Origin of the sequence: Terriglobus saanensis SP1PR4, assembly GCF_000179915.2 — a bacterium.
Taxonomy (GTDB): domain Bacteria; phylum Acidobacteriota; class Terriglobia; order Terriglobales; family Acidobacteriaceae; genus Terriglobus; species Terriglobus saanensis.
This window is the reverse complement of the sequence record NC_014963.1, coordinates 3,442,889-3,462,662: the sequence shown is the minus strand read 5'-3', so window position 1 is coordinate 3,462,662 and position 19,774 is coordinate 3,442,889. Positions and strand designations below refer to the sequence as shown.

13 protein-coding genes are annotated in these 19,774 nt (G+C 54.9%); 5 read left to right on the top strand and 8 right to left on the bottom strand.

All coding sequences use genetic code 11. The annotated features are described in order from the left end of the window. Window positions 1-225 precede the first annotated feature (225 nt). Entirely contained in the window at window positions 226-2,910 is a 2,685-nt protein-coding gene (locus ACIPR4_RS13880; RefSeq protein WP_013569295.1) for an MGH1-like glycoside hydrolase domain-containing protein, read from the top strand. An 88-nt stretch (window positions 2,911-2,998) separates the two neighbouring features. On the opposite strand, the gene ACIPR4_RS13875 is transcribed toward ACIPR4_RS13880, so the two are convergent. Continuing rightward, window positions 2,999-3,892 (bottom strand): SDR family oxidoreductase, encoded by an 894-nt coding sequence (locus ACIPR4_RS13875; RefSeq protein ID WP_013569294.1) that lies wholly within the window; start codon window positions 3,890-3,892, stop codon window positions 2,999-3,001. Window positions 3,893-4,293: 401 nt separating this feature from the next. Between ACIPR4_RS13875 and ACIPR4_RS13870 the strand changes: the two genes are divergently transcribed. Then, a complete protein-coding gene (locus tag ACIPR4_RS13870) occupies window positions 4,294-4,869 on the top strand; it encodes an ECF-type sigma factor (RefSeq protein ID WP_245536342.1) in 576 nt (191 codons plus the stop codon). Continuing rightward, window positions 4,866-7,661 (top strand): serine/threonine protein kinase, encoded by a 2,796-nt coding sequence (locus ACIPR4_RS21750; RefSeq protein ID WP_013569292.1) that lies wholly within the window; start codon window positions 4,866-4,868, stop codon window positions 7,659-7,661. The genes ACIPR4_RS13870 and ACIPR4_RS21750 overlap by 4 nt, the downstream gene beginning before the upstream one ends. Before the next feature lie 106 nt (window positions 7,662-7,767). Here the strand turns inward: ACIPR4_RS21750 and ACIPR4_RS13860 are convergent, their stop codons facing one another. Further along, window positions 7,768-8,361, bottom strand: a complete 594-nt coding sequence (locus ACIPR4_RS13860; RefSeq protein ID WP_013569291.1) for an RNA polymerase sigma factor — start codon at window positions 8,359-8,361, stop codon at window positions 7,768-7,770. Between the two features lie 265 nt (window positions 8,362-8,626). Here ACIPR4_RS13860 and ACIPR4_RS13855 point away from each other — a divergent pair, with 265 nt between their 5' ends. Next, window positions 8,627-10,519: a GGDEF domain-containing protein gene (locus ACIPR4_RS13855; protein ID WP_245536341.1), complete on the top strand. Its 1,893-nt coding sequence runs from the start codon at window positions 8,627-8,629 to the stop codon at window positions 10,517-10,519. 129 nt (window positions 10,520-10,648) lie between these two features. Here ACIPR4_RS13855 and ACIPR4_RS13850 read toward each other — a convergent pair whose 3' ends face one another. Next, window positions 10,649-11,101, bottom strand: a complete 453-nt coding sequence (locus ACIPR4_RS13850; RefSeq protein ID WP_013569289.1) for a hypothetical protein — start codon at window positions 11,099-11,101, stop codon at window positions 10,649-10,651. 300 nt (window positions 11,102-11,401) lie between these two features. Between ACIPR4_RS13850 and ACIPR4_RS13845 the strand changes: the two genes are divergently transcribed. Continuing rightward, entirely contained in the window at window positions 11,402-12,019 is a 618-nt protein-coding gene (locus tag ACIPR4_RS13845; protein ID WP_041586096.1) for an energy transducer TonB, read from the top strand. 22 nt (window positions 12,020-12,041) lie between these two features. Here the strand turns inward: ACIPR4_RS13845 and ACIPR4_RS23335 are convergent, their stop codons facing one another. The 5 genes from ACIPR4_RS23335 to ACIPR4_RS13820 form a co-directional block, all read right to left on the bottom strand. After that, the gene (locus tag ACIPR4_RS23335; RefSeq protein ID WP_013569287.1) at window positions 12,042-12,470 is read right to left on the bottom strand and encodes an MGMT family protein; all 429 of its coding nucleotides are present in this window, start codon (window positions 12,468-12,470) and stop codon (window positions 12,042-12,044) included. Window positions 12,471-12,608: 138 nt separating this feature from the next. Further along, a complete protein-coding gene (gene xylA / locus ACIPR4_RS13835) occupies window positions 12,609-13,940 on the bottom strand; it encodes a xylose isomerase (RefSeq protein ID WP_013569286.1) in 1,332 nt (443 codons plus the stop codon). Window positions 13,941-14,028: 88 nt separating this feature from the next. Further along, on the bottom strand, window positions 14,029-17,193 hold the full coding sequence (locus tag ACIPR4_RS13830; protein WP_013569285.1) for an efflux RND transporter permease subunit: 3,165 nt from the start codon (window positions 17,191-17,193) through the stop codon (window positions 14,029-14,031). Between the two features lie 27 nt (window positions 17,194-17,220). Next, window positions 17,221-18,438 (bottom strand): efflux RND transporter periplasmic adaptor subunit, encoded by a 1,218-nt coding sequence (locus ACIPR4_RS13825; RefSeq protein WP_013569284.1) that lies wholly within the window; start codon window positions 18,436-18,438, stop codon window positions 17,221-17,223. 14 nt (window positions 18,439-18,452) lie between these two features. Then, window positions 18,453-19,769 carry a TolC family protein gene (locus ACIPR4_RS13820; RefSeq protein ID WP_013569283.1) on the bottom strand — a complete coding sequence of 439 codons (1,317 nt, stop codon included), beginning with the start codon at window positions 19,767-19,769 and terminating at the stop codon, window positions 18,453-18,455. Window positions 19,770-19,774 lie beyond the last annotated feature (5 nt).

Sequence of the window (19,774 nt, the reverse complement as noted above, 5' to 3'; positions counted from 1 at the left end):
GAACAAGACACGTACGATTAACTAACACATGCCAGGTGCCGGTATTCCTCTTTCGAAATATAAATTTCTATTCATGCTCGAGCATTTCTGTGTGGAGCGAGCCACCTCGTCGCAGGCCCAGGCCCCCTGTTTGAGCATCGATTCTAAGTTGCTCCGCGCGCTGTAAGATATGCATCCAATCAAAGTTAGCGGAGAATTGGCTGGATCAATAGAGGAGGAAGTGGCATGAAGCTCGGTGAGGAAGAGGAACGTCTCCGGAAATCGGAGACTCGGGAAGAAAACTGGCAGAGGTGGGGAACCTATCTGCCGGAACGCCAGTGGGGTACGGTCAGAGAAGACTATTCCGCAGACGGCAATGCTTGGGCGTTCACACACGATATGGCCCGCTACCGTGCCTATCGGTGGGGCGAGGATGGACTCCTTGGCTGGACGGACCGAGAGTGCCGCCTCTGCTATTCCACTTCTTTCTGGAATGGCGCGGATCCCATCCTAAAGGAGCGCCTCTTCGGCCTTGGCAACTCTGAGGGCAATCATGGCGAAGATGTTAAGGAGCAGTTTTACTATCTCGATGCAACACCAACGCACTCCTATGCCAAGGCTCTTTACAAGTATCCACAGCGAGCCTTCCCGTACGACGACCTGGTAACGACGAATCGTGATCGTACGTATGCCGATTCGGAGTATGAACTCCTCGACACGGGCATCTTCGACGAAGAGCGCTACTTCGATATGCAGGTGGAGTATGCCAAAGCCGCTCCGGAGGACACGCTCATACGGCTGACCATTTCAAACCGTGGTCCGGACGCAGCGACTCTAACGGTGGCACCGACGTTGACTTTGCGTAATAACTGGTCATGGCGAAACATTGAACCGGGCGAAGAAACACGTCCATGGATGCGGCTGAAAGAAGCAGAGCCGCACACGATTGTTGCGAACCACAAGACTCTGGGCCGCTATCGATTTATTCCTTTGAATGAGATGCCCGAAGAGGTCTTATTCACCGAGAACGATACAAATATAAGACGACTCGACCATAATTTTCAGGGCAAGCAAGGCTTCACGAAGGATGCGTTCGATCGTTACCTGGTGGGTGGTGATGCTGCCGCCGTCAATCGGGACAACGTCGGGACCAAGGTGGCGTTTGTCTTTCGCATGAAGCTCGAAGCAGGAGAGACGCGCGTCCTTCGATTGCGCCTTGTTCGCGAAGATGAGCATGAGCCCGCACCGATAGATTCGTCAGCCTTTGACGAATGTTTTTGTCAACGTCTGGCAGAAGCCGATCAGTTCTACGCTGCTCGATTGCCAAGCGCTTACAACGAAGATGAGCGCAACGTTGCACGTCAAGCTTATGGCGGCCTGCTTTGGAGCAAACAGTTCTACTATTACGTGTCGCAACGCTGGCTTGAGGGCGACCCGGCGCAGCCATCGCCACCGAGAGAAAGGTTCGATGCACCGAATGCGCAGTGGCGGCATCTCTTCTGTCGCGACATTCTTTCGATTCCCGACAAATGGGAGTATCCGTGGTTTGCCGCCTGGGATACCGCGTTCCATATGATCCCGATGGCGGAGATCGATCCGACCTTCGCTAAAAACCAACTTCTGTTGCTGTTGCGTGAATGGTATATGCACCCGAACGGCCAGATGCCAGCCTACGAGTTCGCTTTCGGAGATGTGAATCCACCAGTGCACGCGTGGGCCGTAATGCATGTGTATTTGATCGATGCCAAAAGCAAGGAAGGGAAGAAAGACGTCGACTTCCTGGAGCGTGCCTTTCAAAAACTTCTGTTGAATTTTACCTGGTGGGTGAACCATAACGACGTAAACGGTAAGAACCTTTTTGGGGGCGGATTTCTCGGGTTGGATAACATCGGCGTCTTCGACCGCAACATGGCTCTGCCGAACGGAGCGACACTGAATCAGGCCGACGGCACGGCATGGATGGGGCTGTATTGCGCCGCGATGTTAACGATGGCGCTCGAACTGGCACAAACGCGACCCGCGTATGAGGACATCGCCAGCAAATTCTTCGAGCACTATGTCGCCATCATTGACGCCATCAATGATGGGGGTGACGGCGGCCTATGGGACGAGGAACAGGGCTTTTACTTCGATCGACTTGAACGAAAAGGCAAGGAGCCGATCGCGTTGAAGATTCGTTCTATCGTCGGCATTGTGCCGCTCTACGCAATCTGTCTGCTGAAGCAAGACCAGATAGAAAAGCTACCGGGATTCAGCAAACGTCTGCATTGGTTCCTCAAGAACAGCCCCGGACTCTCGCGTTACGTCTCCGATGTTGAGTCCGAAGACCCGGAGTTTAAAGGCTCAAAGTTTCTTGCACTTGTGCCTAAGGAACGGTTGCTGCGCATACTTCGCTGTGTCCTGGATGAGACGGAGTTTCTTTCAGATCACGGCATTCGTGCGTTATCGAAATATCATGACGAGCACCCATATGAAATCGAACTCGAAGGCCACAAACTTGTCATCAAGTATCTTCCCGGCGAGGGAGACAGCGGCATGTTTGGCGGCAATAGCAACTGGCGCGGCCCTATTTGGTTTCCGGTCAACATTCTGCTGCTGAATGCGCTGGAGCGATACCACGCCGTGTACGGTGATGCTTTTAAAGTAGAGTGCCCCACCCGCAGCGGAAAATTTCTAACGCTTCTTGAGGTTCAGCAGGAGATAGGGAAGCGTCTTGTAGGTCTCTTTACACGCGACGAGTCTGGTCGGCGGGCTTCTCATGGAGACGAGCGACGTTATATCGATGACCCACATTGGCGTGATCTGGTTCTCTTCAGCGAATACTTCTGCGGAGACACTGGCCGGGGTACTGGTGCGAGCCACCAGACGGGTTGGACCGCCCTGGTGGCGACATGTCTGCTTCGTGTGAGCGGCAGCAAAGGAGAGATGTAATGAGCCTTCGGATTACAGAGGAAACCAGGAGCGAAGCGAGAAACAACGCCACGCACGGCGTTTGATGGCGATTGTGCCCGGCAAACAATTACGAGATCTCTAAGCCGCCCGTCGCTCCGTAGATTTCGCCCGTTACATAGCTCGATTCCTGCGACGCAAGGAGAACATAGAGCGGTGCCATCTCTACTGGCTGTCCGGGACGCTTCATGGGCGTCTCAGATCCGAAGGCAGGAATCTTCTTATCCGGCTGGCCACCGCTGGTTTGTAATGGTGTCCAGACAGGCCCAGGCGCAACGCAGTTGACCCGGATGCCATCTTCGGCGACCTGCCTCGCGAGCGCGCGTGTAAATGCGAGGATAGCGGCCTTTGTCGGAGCGTAGTCCAACAGCGACGAGCTCGGATGCGTCGCTTGGATCGATGCAGTTGTGATGATTGAACCGCCTGGAGGCATCAGCGGAAGCGCAGCTTTGCAGAGCCAAAACAATCCGAACACGTTCACGCGATACGTCTGCTCCATCTGGGCCGTACTGATGTTGGCAATCTTCTCCACCGCGTGTTGTTTGCCCGCGACCAAAGCAAGGATGTCGAGGCCGCCTAACTTCTTATGAGCTTGAGCAATGAGCCTTTTGCAGAAGGCTTCGTTGCTGATGTCCCCAGGGATCGCGAACGCTTTACGACCTTCCTTCTCGATCAGCGCAATCACTTCCTTCGCATCGGCTTCTTCGCTGGGAAGATAGTTGATGACGACATCTGCGCCTTCGCGAGCAAAGGCAATCGCAGCAGCACGACCGATACCTGAGTCGCCGCCGGTAACAAGGGCTTTTCGGTTGGGTAAGCGGCCGCTTCCGCGATAGCTTTCCTCTCCATGGTCGGGGCGGGGAGTCATATTCTTCGCCAGGCCCGGTACGTTCTGGGGCTGACGTTTAAATTTGGGTCTCGGATATTGTTTCGTGGGATCTTGCAACTTGTACAGGTCAACCATCGGTTCGTCTCACTCTCGCGAAAAATGCTTCTTTGACTGAGATGCAATTGGCCGTTTCACGGTGTGCCTGCTTTTGTGGAGTAGTAAGTTGCGAAGCATACTCCGTGTCACGAGGCAGGACAAGCCTCTTTTGAGCTACTACGCCTTCGAAAATCTTGCCCCACAAGGCGCTTCTGGCGACGGCATTCGCCTGGGGATCCGGATGCGGAAAAGGAATTGCTTTAAGGGATAATGGAATAGGACAGTTGCGTCCGCGATGTGAGGTCTCCACTGGGATATGCGCAGAACACCGCGAAATCTGACTACGAACTTTTGCTGCTCAGCACCTGTCAAGCCTCGATGCGTACACGAGTGCAATGATCTCCGGGCGGTATAGCGCAATGTCTTCCAGTGAGGCGAATGTGAACACGAAAGAACCTTCGGTGACGAATCTCATTTCCCGTTGGAAAGGCGGAGACCCGGCCGCACTTCACGAACTCACGCCTTTAATCTACGACGATCTTGTACGAGCAGCCAAAGCCCGTCTGGGTAATGAGTCCTACGCGCGGACGTTGGAGCCAAGTGCACTTGTTCACGAAGCGTTTTTCCGGCTTTCCAAACAAACAACCCTCATCGCGCAAAACCGCGCGCACTTCTATGCCATTGCCGCGATCACGATGAAGCGAGTTTTGATCGAGCATGCGCGCAAGCGAATGGCACAAAAGCGTGAGGCCGGGGAACGAGTCACCTTGCATCCGGAGATTGTGGCGCAAGACGGCCCACGCCTGGATCTGCTGGCTTTGCATGAAGCATTGGAACGATTTTCCTCACTGGATCCAAGGAAGGCACGCATCATCGAACAGAAGTACTTTGGCGGTATGACCAATGAGGAGCTAGCTCTGGTGGAAGGCATCTCCGTGGCGACCGTTAGTCGGGAGCTGCGTCTGGGCCAGGCATGGTTGCGGCTTGAGTTGAGTGGAAAGCACGCAAAGACATGATGGATGCTCGCTGGAAAACGATCGAACAGATTTTCTTCGAAGCGACTGAGCGACCGAAGAAGGATCAAGAGGACTTTGTGCGGCTTGCCGCGGCCGGAGACGAATCTCTGATCCTTGAAGTTCTTTCTCTCTTGCGCGCGGAGGCGGATGCAGACAGCGTGCTCGATGCAACTGTCCGGCACCAGTTCGACGATTGGTTTGCCTCTGAAGGCAGTAGCGCTTCCACTTCTACCGGCACACGGCTGGGCCCCTATCTGCTGCTGCGAGAGTTAAACTCGGGCGGAATGGGTACCGTCCACCTCGCGCAGCGTGTCGATGATCAGTATTCCCAGATCGTTGCCATTAAAACAGTGCGTGCAGGGTACGCCACCCCCGAAGTATCGCGCCGTTTCCGGGAAGAACGCCAGATTTTGGCCACGCTCAACCACCCAAATGTTGGAACGATTCTGGACGGCGGCGAGACCTTGGAGGGGCATCCCTTCCTTGTCATGGAATACGTGGAAGGTCAGGCGATTACAACGTACTGCATGGAACACAAGCTTTCCACCCCGGAGCGTCTGGATCTCTTCAGTGCCGTTTGCGGCGCGGTGTATCACGCTCACCAGAAGTTGATTCTGCATCGCGACATCAAGCCGGAAAACGTGCTTGTGTCGAAGGACGGTCATCCGAAGCTGATTGACTTCGGCATCGCGAAAACGCTCGGACCTTCGGTATCGAGCGGCGCCGGAGAGGCAAATCCAAAGACATTACTCTGGCTCACACCCAGCTACGCTAGTCCTGAGCAATTCCAGAGTAAACCACTCTCCGTAGCTTCTGATATTTACTCCCTGGGTGTGCTGCTGTACGAGTTACTAACAGATGTCAGGCCCTACGACCTGGAGCGTCTCACCCCTGCGGAAGCGGAACGGACTGTTCTCCAAGAGACGGTACGCAAACCCAGTGCCGTTGTGGCTGCCACGCGGCTCAAGCGTGAACTTTCCGGTGATCTGGACCGGATTGTCCTCATGGCGATGGAGAAAGCGCCAGAAAGACGATACAAGTCTGTCCAACATCTCACCGAAGACTTGCAGCGGTTCCTCGAGGGGCGGCCCGTGCTTGCCCGAAAGGCGACCTTCCTCTATGTCTTGCGCAAAGCCTGCATCCGGCACAAAGGCACACTGGTGAGCATTTTTCTATGTATCGCCATGTTGGCCGCATCCTATGCTGGCTACAGGTGGAGATCGCGCGCCGCAGAGGCCCGTGTGCAGGAGATCAGCAGCTTGGCGCAAAGCACCATCGGCAGCATGGCTGAAAATGCTCAGCAGAGCGGAAGCTCTACCGAGGTGCGTGCTGCAATCTCCCGGCGCGCCCTTGCGTACCTGAACCAATTAGAGATAACCATGGGGAGCGACCCGCGGTTGCTCCTCGCCATGTCCTCCCTCCATATCCGTGTCGGCGATATAGAGGGTCTGCCTTCTGTGTCCAATCTCGGTCGTACAGACGAGGCGATCAAGAGCTACCAAAGCGCGCTGCAATTTGCAGAAAAGGCAGATGCGAGATTGCATAGCGCCGAGAGTACGGCGGCGCTTGTGGAAGCTTTGCTGCACATCGCATACATTCAAACATTCGAAAAAGACGTTGAAGGCGCTACTAAAACGTATGCAAGGGCTTTGTCTCTCGCCTACCCATATTGGAGGCAGGATCCGAGTTCAACACAGCGTGAGCGAACGCTGACGATGGTCTACTCCGGTATGGGTGATGCGGCCATGTGGCGTCTGGAGCCGAATATAGCGTTCACCGATTTCGAAATGGGCTTTAAGGTGCTTGGCGGTCAACCGAACGGGAAATTGGACCACGACCTTTTGCTGGCGGACCTCCACCTCCGTACGGCGGATGCGCTCAATGACTTTGGCCGGTACAAGGAAAGTCTGGAGGAAACGCAAACTGCTGCTTCCATCGCTTCGGAACTGTCTCAGGCATTTCCCTCTTCCAGAGCTCGCGGAACACTTCTGTTTTCTTACCGGACCATGGTGAACACTCTCGCCGGAAGAGACTTCATCAATATAGGAGATAGTCAGCAGGCAAAAGTCTATGCGGAAAAGACCCTTGCTCTTTCAAAGTTGCTGGATTCCCATGACTCCAAAGACATCCAATCAAGCTTCACCACAATCTCTGCACTTTCCGCAATGGCAGATGCGGAAAGGCAAAACAATCCGGCAAATGCTGCTTTGTGGTATCAGCGCGCTTTGTCGCTTACGAAAACTCTCCAGCCAGCATATGGGGCAGAACTTCAGCACCGTATCTCAATACTCGATGAGGCCCTCGCCGAAGTACTTCCGGATGCACAGCGCGCCGAGCAGATGAATCTTCTCAAAGACAATGCTCGCATACGGGCGGAGCAGGCGAACTTCAGCTCGCATGGGCTCATCCATCTTATGGGGGCATACTGCAGGTTGGCCGACGTGGAACTTGAAGCGCACAATCTAACGGAAGCGACCCGTTATGCGGAAGATGCGTCGCCACTCCTTCAACAATATGACAGGAATTCCCCCAGCCTGCTTGTATTGAGGAACGTAAGCTTGTGTCTGCGGACTCAGGGGGACGTACATCTGAGCAAAGCCAGAGAGATAGCTGGATCCGGCACAGCTCGCACTTCTGAAGTTCAGGCTGCAATCTATTCCTACGAACAAAGCAGCCAAATCTGGAGGAAATGGCAACAGCGAGGCGCTGCTTCCCCCGAGAGCACCCGTGAAGCACGGCGGGTTGAAATCCGGCTGCATCAGGCGCAGGCTTTGCTGAAGCGCAGTTCGTAATTCGCAAGGTTTGCATGCCCTCGTAGAAGATCTACAAACCTTGCCAAGAGGATTCATCGCTGAGGCGGCCCGCAGCGATGAGGTTGTCTTTAATGTCACACTTCGCTTACGCCATTGCGGACAATGAGACCTGAAGCTTCTGCCTGGCGCGCGTGAGGCGCGACATGACGGTACCCATAGGACACCCTAGAACGGCGGCAATATCTCGATAAGAAAGTTCTGCATATTCTCTTAGGACGATGATCTCCCTCAGTCTCGGGGAAAGTCCCTGAATGGATTCCTGGACCTGCTTTCGTTCGAATAATTTCATATAGATCTCGCTCGGTCCAAGCGAATCGGAAGGAATGGAGTCAAAGATATCTGCATCCGGTGAAGCTGAAATACTCTGAGGAGCATTCCGTCGGCGCCTGAGTTCGTTGAACCAAATGTGCTTCAAAATCGTAAAGAGCCAGCCTTTCATATTACTTTCGGCCAGCAGGTCCTTCTGACCGGGAATCGCGCGTGCAAAGGTCTCTTGGACGAGGTCTTCGGAGTCTTCACGACTGCGGGTCAGCGACATGGCGTAGCTGTAGAGGGAAGTTCGGTAATGCAGCAAACCAATATTTTTTTGTTTGGCGACCGTCGCTGATAGGAGAGAAACGTCTTCTGCATATACTTCGTTATGGAAACTGTCGGGCATAGTGGTGACTTGGTTAATCATCAAAGTTGGTCTCTGCCTATATATGCGCAGGACAACGAAAAACCTCGTCATGAAAATTTGTTTTTCTTAATGTTTGGCGTTTTGTCGCCGGATGGTCTGGGAATAACGCTGGAGAGCTCAAACAGGGTCCTCTGCAGCAAGGTTCTCCGTCAGAGGATGGCTATGGTCTGTAAGATTTCAAGGACTTAGCTCTGGAATCGAAATTTCTCTATCGCGCAAAGCTGAACGCGATTTGTATGCTTAGCACATGCCTGCATGCTTTTCCTTGTTCGCCCGCATCGTTGCTCTTGCTGTGTTTGCCTTCGGTGCCCTTTTTTCACAGGCGAAACAGGCTGGAGCAGAGACCACGCCAATCTCTGCCATCGTTATCGAGGGCCTCGGCAAGGGAACAGCCAGCCTCGACGGCCCTTGGCAGTTCCATCCAGGAGACGATCCGGCATGGGCGACTCCCGCTTTTGACAGTTCTCGCTGGGAGCAACTTCGTGCGGACCGCCCTTGGGGCAAGCAGGGTCACGCCCACTACACAGGCTTTGCCTGGTACCGGTGTTCCATCTCGCTCACCCCAGCCCCTGGTATCGCTCCGCAGTTTTCGCTTTTGGTGCCGCATGTCAAAGATGCATATGAAATTTATTGGAACGGTTCACTCATTGGACGTAACGGCAAGCTCGACTCCCATCCGGTTTGGTACTACTCTCAGTCGGCGCAAGTTTTTGAACTTGGCGACATGTCGCGCGGCGTTCTGGCCGTGCGCGTTTGGAAGGCCCCCCTGCTTTCCGATGATTTCGGTGATGCAGGGGGATTTGAGTCAGCCCCTCTGATCGGAAGTCCCGCAGCCATCGCGACCGCTAGGGCTGCGCTCGACTATCAGTGGCTGCGCAGCCAGCAATTCGTTTTTGGGGATAGCCTCCTCTGTGCCCTGGTTGCGTGTTTGAGTCTTCTCCTCTGGTTGCGAAATCCTACTCGGTGGCTCCTATTCTGGATGACAGGCTTTGCCATTGTTTCACCGGCCAATCTGCTGCTCCTGAACGCTCATCTCCACTGGTCTTATGTTGTGGCCATGGGAGCTGCACAAGTCCTATCCTCCATACGGGATGTATCACTCTGGTTTCTGCTTGTCTGGCTTCTCTCTCTCCATGAAAATAGTGCGATAACCCGGCTCACCCGCATCCTTGCTTGCATTTGCCTCGCGAACGGAATTCTGGATGGCGTACTGATTGCCTTGAGTTGGAGATCGCAGTGGAGCGGAATGGTCCAGGCCGCCGATGCTATATCGGCCTTTCTCTATACTCTGCTTGAGGCTTTTCCTCTGATTTTGGCCGGCTATGCGCTTTTCCATCGCAAAACACTTGACTCGACCCGCTGGCTGGTAGCTATTACGGCTTTCCTGGATGAAATGCTTCTCGTTTTTAGGAACGCGGTTAAACAGGGCCGCCAATTTACCCATTGGCCCATCGCGTCCAGCATCGATTCGCCACTCTTCACGATCGGTGGCAGCGCAATCTCTCTCCGCACTCTCGTCGGAGCATCCCTCCTTGTCGCCATCGTCTATGCCGTCTATAACAGCGTTCGCGATGACCAGCGTCGTCAGGACAAACTGAGACAGGAGAAGGTGGAACTCATGCGTGAAAGTGAGCGAATACGTCACTATGCCGAGCACGACGGTTTGACCGGTCTTTGGAACCATCGCATCATCGTTCAGCGATTGCGCCAGGAGCTGGAACGCTCGCGCCGCGAAAAGGTGCCACTCAGCGTCATCCTGATTGATGTGGATCATTTCAAGAAGGTCAACGATACCTTCGGTCATCCAGTGGGAGACCTGGTACTGAAAGAGCTCAGCGCAATCTTTATGAGTTCTTTGCGCACCCACGACTGGGGCGGACGTTACGGCGGCGAGGAGTTCCTACTGATCCTGCCAGGTTGCAGCATAGAAGGCGCGCTGAGCCGCGCCGAAGAACTGCGCCTGGCTGTGCAGTCGGCGCGTATCATGGATGGCGAGACAATGCTGGAGGTGACTGCAAGCTTCGGCGTGGCCTCGAACTTCACATCGAACCATGAGTATGAGGCTGTGATTCGAGTCGTCGACACAGCTCTCTATCGGGCCAAAAGCAGTGGGCGCAATTGCGTCGTCTCAGCTGAACCCAACATGCCATTTTGTTAAGGATAGTTTCTTACCTATGGTTTGTAGGTGCTTCGCTTTGAGATTCTCTGGCATGCTGGACCTTGGGAGGGAATGCAGCTTCAATCCACTACATTCCCTCACCAATGAATGCCACGATTCAGGTACCTGCTATCGGGGTGTATCACCTAGAAGCGATGATTGCTCTGCGAATGCCTCTTCCGTCTCAGTCCTTACCTTTTTCACAATACCGGTCCACACTGGATTCGTATTTGACGGATTCCAAGTCCCATCGGCCACGGCCGCTTCATAAGCCGCCCGCTTTTTCATCCCATTTTGGTAGGCTGAAAGCTCTTTTACTAGCTTAAAGGCGGCAGCAATCGCCACTCCCACATCGTCCTTGACATCTTCTGGCACCGTAGCATAAACCTCTGGCTTATGCTCCTCGATCCATTGGAACGCGATGGGCAAAACAACTGAGCTTACCCAGTCACCATAGGCATTCAAGGCTTCTACTCCTGCAATCCACGACGGATGCATCTCCCAGTCCTGATGAGTTCCGTGAAACTGAGTCTTCTTGTTTTCAGGTGGACAGTAGCCACACTCTACCTTGATATGCTGCATGAACATTCTCCCTTTTTGCTGATGACATTTGGTTGAAAAACATAGTGCGAGGACGATTGTAGAGAATCGCCTAACCATATTGGTTTACGTCGAAATGACACTTTCGATGTACGTGCAGACCCTATCGTCACAAACGGTCTGCTGCTTGAGCTGGGGATGAGCACCGTTTAGTGCACCTCGGACTTCCTTGGTCGAATGGTCCATTCTTCTGTTCTGATCGGCGGACCTCTGCCTTACACTGTCTACCTGACCGGTCTCTCATTCTGTGTAGGACACGACATGGTTCTGCCTAGAGGAGTTATGAAGCTCAACGTTTCCGTGGAAGGCGACACTGACCATATACGGCCGACCATCGCGGCCGTGACAGTTCATGCGATCGTGATCGTTCTAATTTTCCTGGTGCATGGCGCAGCGAAGAATGTTTATCCCTATCGGCTCCCTGGTACAAAGATCGGTCAAAGCACTCTCCTGGTCTACCGTCCCGGCTCACGTATCACTTCGGACGCAGGGGCGATCATGCGTCACGAGCAGAACAGGCCAATTCCTGCTTTGACAACAAAGAATGTTCAAGATCAGGCAGCACCATCCGCGTCTGCGAAAGCAGAGAAGGGCCAGGAGGACTCTGCTTTGAGCGGCAAAGGCGAGGGCGATGTAACGATAGCCATGGGCAAGGTATTTCCACGACCGCAACCTGACCTGAGCGCCTTGGCTCATGGTCGCGGCGGCAATGTCATCATGGATGTCGTCATCAGCGAAACTGGAAAGATCTCCGAAGTGCGGCTCGTTCAGGGAATCGAGCCGACCATCGATCAGTTCGTCATGGAGAAAGTGCGCGGTTGGATCTTTGAACCTGCAACCCGAAACGGAGTTGCAGTGGCAAGTGAACAGGAGCTCATCTTTCGCTATGAGAGAGTGTAGACCGGCCATCGAACGCCGAAGATCACGCACTCTCCCAAGGGGAGAGCGGATATTCAAATCCTTCCATGTCCACGCGTTCCCCGCGAAACCTGACACCCTCAAGCCGCAGTCTCGCGCGTTGTTCTTTTGCTGCCTCACCCGGTAACTTGATCGCCCCGCCCGCTCCCACCACCCGATGCCATGGCAGTCGATCTGGGGGATCTGTCCTTAGCATCCGGGCGACTGCTCGGTGATACAGCGGATAGCCGGCAGCAGCGGCTACCTTGCCGTAAGTACTCACTTTGCCGGAGGGGATCGATAAGATGATTCGCCGGAACGAGCGATCTCGCTCTCCCTCGAACGGCGCTTCGCCACGGAATGGTATTCGCCGAACCGCCCTTCCGGCTATTTTGGTTATGCCGATAAGCGCCCGACCTTTTGCATCTTCGTTTGTACCTTTGACGCGTTTCACACTTCCTCCCGATATCCTCGACGATCAAAAGTCGTCGACTCTTCCAGAGCTTCTAGTGATAGTTCCTTTGCGCACGATTTAATCTGAGTGCAACAAGGATTGGGGAGACCGGCTTAACCCCGGTCTCCCCAATTTCTTTTACAGCTTGGCTGAGTAGATGCTGCGCATGAGCAGGTTTTCGAGCTGTTCCTGTTTGCCTGAACGCGGCTGTGGATCGATTGCATTCTCAAGGGCCATCTTTTCTATTTGGTCCAGAGAGTACTTTCCGGCGAGCATGCTCGAGGCCTCGCCGGATTTCCATCCTGAGTAGCGCTCCTCGAGCAGGGCATCATATGTGCCATCTTCGATGATGGCGGCTGCCGTGAGGAAGGCACGTGCGCAGAGGTCTACTCCACCCACATGTGCGTGCACCATGTCCTCTGCGGTAAAGCTCTGGCGGCGGACTTTCGCGTCAAAGTTGCAACCTCCTTTGCCCAGACCGCCCGCTCTGATGACGTGGTACATCGACATCGTCATCGTCCACAGGTCATTGGGGAACTGATCGGTATCCCAGCCGAGAAGAGCATCGCCACGATTGATATCGAGCGAGCCCAGAATGCCGAGGCTGCCCGCCGTTGCGATTTCGTGCTCAAAGGTATGGCCGGCAAGCGTCGCGTGATTTGCTTCGAGATTGACCTTCACCTCGTTCTCCAGGCCAAAGCGCTTCAGAAAGCCATATACGGTTGCAGCGTCAAAATCATACTGATGCACGGTTGGTTCTTTAGGCTTGGGCTCGATGAGGATCTGGCCTTCGAAACCGATCTTGTGCTTATAGTCGACTACGAGAGACAGGAAGCGACCCATCTGTTCGAGTTCCTTTTTCATGTCCGTATTCAGAAGTGTTTCGTATCCCTCACGACCACCCCAAAGAACATAATTGCTGCCGCCGAGGCGCTTGGTCGCATCCATGCAATTCTTTACCGTCGCGGCGGACCAGGCAAATACCTGCGGGTCAGGATTGGTGGATGCACCGGCCATAAAGCGAGGATGAGAGAAGAGATTGGCCGTGCCCCAGAGCAGTTTCGTGTCGTATCCTTGCATCTTCTCTTCGAGATAATCCACCATGATGTGGAAGTTCTTCAAAGTGTCGGCGAGTGTATTGCCGGGTGGAGCGATATCTGCATCGTGCCAACAGAAGAATGGAAGATCCAGGACGCGGAAGAGCTCAAAAGCTGCGTCAGCCTTAACCTTGGCCTGTGCAATGGGATCGCCCGCGGCAAACCAGGGACGGGCAATCGTGGGTCCGCCGAAAGGGTCGCTGCCCGTCATGGCGAGCGAGTGCCAGTAGGCGACCGCAAACCGCAGATGCTCTTTCAGCGGCTTGCCGAGAACTACCTTGTTTGCATCATAAAATTGATACGATAGCGGTTTCGAGGAACCGTGACCCTCGAACTTTATTGTCTCGAAGTGAGTAAAAATCGTTTCGGGCATTCCATTCTCCTTACACCGTCAAGATTACGTCAGAGAACGATTATCGGTGGGGGACAACGATGCGCTTATTGTTTCCTCTTCATGCAACTTATGTGACGACTGGCCTGTTTCGGTAGGTGAGATAAAAGCCAGCGGGTACAAGGAAGACCGTGAGCAGCACGGAAAGCGTCAGGCCACCGATCAGCGCTTGGGCCAGCGGTGCATACGATTCACTGCCTTCGCCCAGCTTGAGCGCCATCGGTAGAAGACCGATCAACGTAGCCAGCGAAGTCATCAAAATCGGCCGCAGACGCACGCGACAGGAAGTGATGATGGCCTCGCGAACATTCATCCCGTCTTTGAGCAGATGATGGGCGAACTCCACAATCAGGATGCTGTTGGAAAGCGATATGCCTGCCAGCATCACGACTCCCATAAGCGACATAACATTGAGCGTTGTTCCCCAAGCCAGAAGGGTCAGAATAACGCCCGTGATTCCTGGAGGAAGAGCCAGCAGGATGATGAAGGGATCCAGGAAGGAGCGAAATTGAGCGACCAGGATGAGATACAGCAGAAGGACAGAGAGAGTAAGTCCAATGGCGAAGCTGCGGAAGGAAGCGTTCATCGAGTTCACACTTCCCGTGAGCGTCACATCCATGCCATGCGGGGCATGAGCTGAATCCACGATGGCCTGAATCTGCGTGGTGATCTTTCCAAGATCTTCGTTTTGCGGACGAACATAGATATCGACGAACCGGCGGATCTGCGTATGATCTAACTCCGTCGGTGCATTGAACTGCTCGATGTTTGCAACCATATCCAGACGCGTTGGTTGTGCAACATTGGTTCCATGCAGCGGAATCGCTTTCAAATCTTCGATCGATCTGACCTGACCTTCCTTGTACATCACGGTGAGGAAGTAGTTGTTGCCACTTTTGGGGTCGATCCAGATACTTGGAGCGATCATCTGGTTGGAAGTAAGTGCGGTGATGAGATTGGATACGACTTCTTTTTCCGTAAGTCCAAGCTCACTTGCTCGTGTACGGTCCACTGAAATGCGTAGCGCGGGATAATCGATGTCCTGCGGAATATAGACGTCGGCCACACCACGGACTTTGCGTATCTTTGCCGCGATGGACTGCGCCATGCCGTAGTCGGCGTTGATATCGTTCCCTGCGATACGTACATCGATCGGTGCAGAGCCGCCCATATTGAGGACTCCATCTACCAGGCTACCGCTGGAGAAAAATGTCTGCAGTTCCGGCATCTCTTTCGCAAGCGCGTTCTTAACCTCATCGATGTAAGTAAAGCTGCTCGTCTTATGTTCCGGATTCAGAGCGACCTGAGTGAATCCCGTATGCATCGCGGCGTTGGGCGAATAAAGCGCGGAGAAGCCGGGATCGACACCAAGGTTAGACACGATCATCCCCATGTCGTGTTTGGAGACGACGCGACGCACTATTCCTTCCAGTTTGGCCGCTTCGACCTCTGTGTCATTCAGACGGGTACCTGAAGGCGCTTTGAAATTGATGACGAACTGGGCAGCATCCGTGCGTGGAAAGAAGGACAATCCAAGCAAGGGAAAGAGCAGCAGGCTGAGGAGGAACACAATGCCGGATACGAGCAGTACCTTCTTGGGTGCATCCAGAACCTGCTGCACCAGACGGTCGTAGCGGTGTAATAGCCCGTCGAACCCCGCGGTAAACCTTGCGTTGAAACGCACCCACAGTCCTACTTTATCTACAGTCGGATCGGCATCGATCGCCTGCTCTGTCTCCGCGGACTCGTGAACCACGTCGCCATGTGCGCTCTTGATGAACTTGGAACAGAAGAGTGGCACGACCGTCAGGGCCACAAAGTAAGACGCAAAGAGTGAGATCACGACAGCGAGCGCGAGTGCAGAGAACAGGAAGCGGCTCACACCATAGAGCATTGTTACAGGGAAGAAGACGACTACGGTCGTGAGAGTGCCGGCGAGCACGGGAAGAGCGACCTCGCTGCCCCCTTTTTCCGCAGCGACAGCAGGCGTCTCTCCGTTCTCCAGATGGCGAAAGATATTCTCCAGCACCACCACAGAGTTATCGATAAGTCGCGACAGCGCCAGAGCAAGGCCGCCAAGCACCATGCTGTTTACCGAGTTGCCTGTCATACGCAGGACGATGAACGTAGCCAGCAGAGAGAGGGGAATCGAAAAGAAGACGGCAATGGTCGCGCGAAGACTCCCAAGAAACACAAGGATCATGAGGCAAGTGAGAAAGAGGCCCACGCCGCCTTCGTGAATCAAGGTTTCAATCGCGGTGCGTACGAAGCGCGCCTGATCGAAGACGACCTCACTCTTCAATGCGGAGGGAACGTCATAGAGCTTCTTCAGCGTCTCTCGCACGCCGTTCACAATCGCGATGGTGTTGGAGTCGCCACCTTGTTTGAAAATCGGCACGTAAACCGCACGCTGGCCGTCGACCCGAACGATGCTGTACTGCTTCGCAAAGGAGTCCTTCGGCGTTGCGACATCTCCGATGCGGACCGGCGATTGCCCGACGGTCTTGATCGGCACCTGGGCGATATCGTCCGGTCCCTTGAGCATCGAGTTGGTATAGATGCTGTAGTCGTAGCGTCCAATCTCGGCGTCCCCAGCGGGCAGGATAACGTTGGATTCATTGACTGCCCGGACAACGTCCATAGGACTGAGTTGATTAGCCTCAAGCTTGTACGGATCGGCGTAGAGCTGGATCTGGCGCCACGTTCCACCAAAGGGCTGAGGAACAGAAGCACCCTGAACGCTGGCAAGCTGGTTACGCACATAGTTCTGTCCGATGTCTTTTAGCTTGCTCTCGCTCAATCCGGCACCGGTCAGTGGAACCAGTGCGACAGGAATGCTGGAAGCATCCTGCTTCAGGATGATGGGTGGATAGGTGCCTGGAGGCATGTCGCGAAGATCGCTCATGGCAAGCGAAGAGATGGAGGCTGCTGCCGCATCTGCGTCTGTACCCGCACGGAAGAAGACCTTGATAAGGCTCACACCGGGAAGAGAGCGTGACTCCATGTGGTCAATACCGCTTGCCAACGTGAACTGACGTTCGAGGTGATACGTGATGTTTGTCTCGATCTGTTGGGGTGGCATGCCTGAGTAAAACGTAGCCACAGCCACCACGGGCAGATTGATGGTTGGAAACATATCAACCGGCATGTCTCCTGCACTCACAGTGCCAAGAATCATTACTACAAGGCACAGCACCAGAATTAGATAAGGGTTTCGGATGGAAAATCCCGACATGGTTTCGCTCTTTTCTTTCGTCCTGGGTTAGCTGCGGCTCGATGTACTTTCGTACGTAGCAGGGTGGGCATCGACCTTCTCGCCATCCGACAATCCGGTGTGCCTGCCAACGATCACCCGGTCTCCACTCTGCAAGCCGGAAAGGATCTCCACGCGCGTTGCTGTTTGCAGACCGACGACGATAGGGATTAGATGAACTACCCCGCCACGCACTACGTAAGCCTGCTGTATACTGGTCCCGAGGCCTTCCACTGCATCCAGAGGCACGCTTAGAACATTGGGACGCGCTGCCAGATGGAGATGCACCTCTGCATACATGCCCGGAACCAGGCTGCCATCCCGGTTCGGCACATCCACCTCTGTCTCCATGGTGCGTGTCGCCATCTGCACCGTATTGCTGGATCGCGTGATCGTTCCTTGCAGAGTGCGCCTGGGGTTCGCAAGATTTACGTCGACCGCTTGTCCGTTCTTCACTTCGGAGACAGCAGAGACCGGAACAGGTAGCGTAAGACGAAGCAGGTCGTTTTGCGCGAGACGAACGATCGGCATGGCCTGTGTCTGCGAAGATGTACCCGCCTGAATCATCGATCCGGTGTTCGCATAGCGCTTTGTGATCACACCGCTAAAAGGCGCGCGAATGGTGGCGTACTGCATCATGGCCTCCGCCCTGGCATACTCCGAGTCGGCTGCAAGCTTTGCCTGTTTGGCGGCCTTCACCGCGGAGTTGGCGCTCGCCAATCTCGCCGTCGCTTCCATATCGCGCGACTGTGCTACATCGACTTCCTGTCTGGGAACCAGACCTTTATCTCTTGCAGCAACATCCCGTATCCGCTGGAACGAAAGGTGGGCCATGTTCGTTGCAGCAGAAGCCTGCTGGACAGCCGCCTGCGCGGTGACCACATTGGCTTCAGCGACGGCAACACCGGCTCTTGCCTTGGCTTTGTCGTCCTGGATCTCGGGAACTTCGAGCGTAGCGAGAATATCGCCTTGATGCACACGATCTCCGATATCCACGCGAATATTCTTCACGTAGCCAGAGATCTTCGCCATGACGTCGACCTCTTGGTAGGGCCGGAACTCTGCAGAAACAGTCAGATCGTTCTCAAGCGTTGCTGGAGTCACATTCGCAACTGGAACAGTGGGAACTTCGGTCACAGGAGGCGCGGCGGACTTGCAGGCCGTGAGGTTGGAGGCAGTGAGCGCAGCCACAACTCCGAGCAACGCTTTACGTTTGGTAAACGCCATCGTCTTCGTTCCTTTCAATTCAACAGACCAGCGGCGAAGTCCAGCTCCGCATGGCGAGAGAGGTAGGTGTAGGTGGCGTCTGCCGAAGTGATTTCGGCTGAGGTTTCATTGAGCTGCGCTTCGTTCAACTCCACAATGCTTCCCAGACCAGCTTCGTAGCGGTCCTGTGCCAGTCGCAGAGCCTCTTTGCTCTGCGCAACCAGCCGTGCGGAGACATCCAGGCTGCGGTAGGCTTCATCCGTCTGGTACCAGGCGTTCCGGACCTGCTCGGTTACCTGTAGCTTGACCTCCTGCACATCCCGCGAGCGTGCATTCGCTTCCAGCTCCGCTTCCGTGCGACGAGCCGTAAAAAGACCGCCATTGAAGATCGGAATGTTCAGGTTGAAACCCGCTGCCGCGTAGCTGTCATGCAGCGTGTGGTCGCGATAAGGAATCTGACCAGCCGTCCCTAGAACATTTAGTGTGGGATAGCTCAACCGCTTTTCGGAAAGCGCAAACTCTGCGGCGGCATGCTGCTGGGCTTGCGCCGCGCCCAGGTCTGCACGCTGCGTCTGCGCGCCAGCGAGCAACTCCTCTGGAGCGGCTGGAGGCACTTGCGCTTCTGTTACCTCGATAAGCTTCGCGGAGATGATTCTTTCCGATCCCATGGCAGTGGCAAGGTGGCCTCTCTGTTGGGCCACCACGCTCTGCGCCCGCACTACAGCCAGTTCCGCCTGGCTCTCCAGTACCTTGGCGAAGTTGACATCGAGCGTCGATCTCAGCTCGCTTTGAGCAAGCGCGGAAAGCTGGCGTGAGATGAGCTGCCGACTGGCATGGGCTGCCTCTGCGGCTCGCAGCACCGCTTCGGCCCCAAGCACCTGGTAATACGCCTCACGCACGTTCAGTCGGATCTGCGCTCTGGTCAGCGTCATTAAGCTGCGTTGCGCTTCCGCAGTCGCTTGGGCGCTGCCTACAAGAGCGCTCGTCCGTCCGAAATCGGTCACGAGCTGCACGAGGTTGCCGCCATAGGCGAAGCGGTCCGAGATCGCGGAGGTTGTGATATTCCCCGTTGCCGTGGAGCTTCCCGTATCGGCCACCAGCGCGCCCGTGGCGTTGAAGCCCACCGTTGGCATGTAGGCCGACCGTGCTTCTCGAATACGTTGCGCGGAGGCGCGAGATCTCAGTTGAGCGGCGAGCAGACGAGGCTGATTCGCGATCGCCGCCGCCTCGGCTTCTGCCAGGGTCAGCGTTGGTGTTACAGATGCCGCGGCCACTTCCTGCCCCCGCAGGAAACTACTCGGCACGGTGAGACAGACCAGGACGCCGGCTACAAGAGCCGTGCAAAATCTCATCAGGA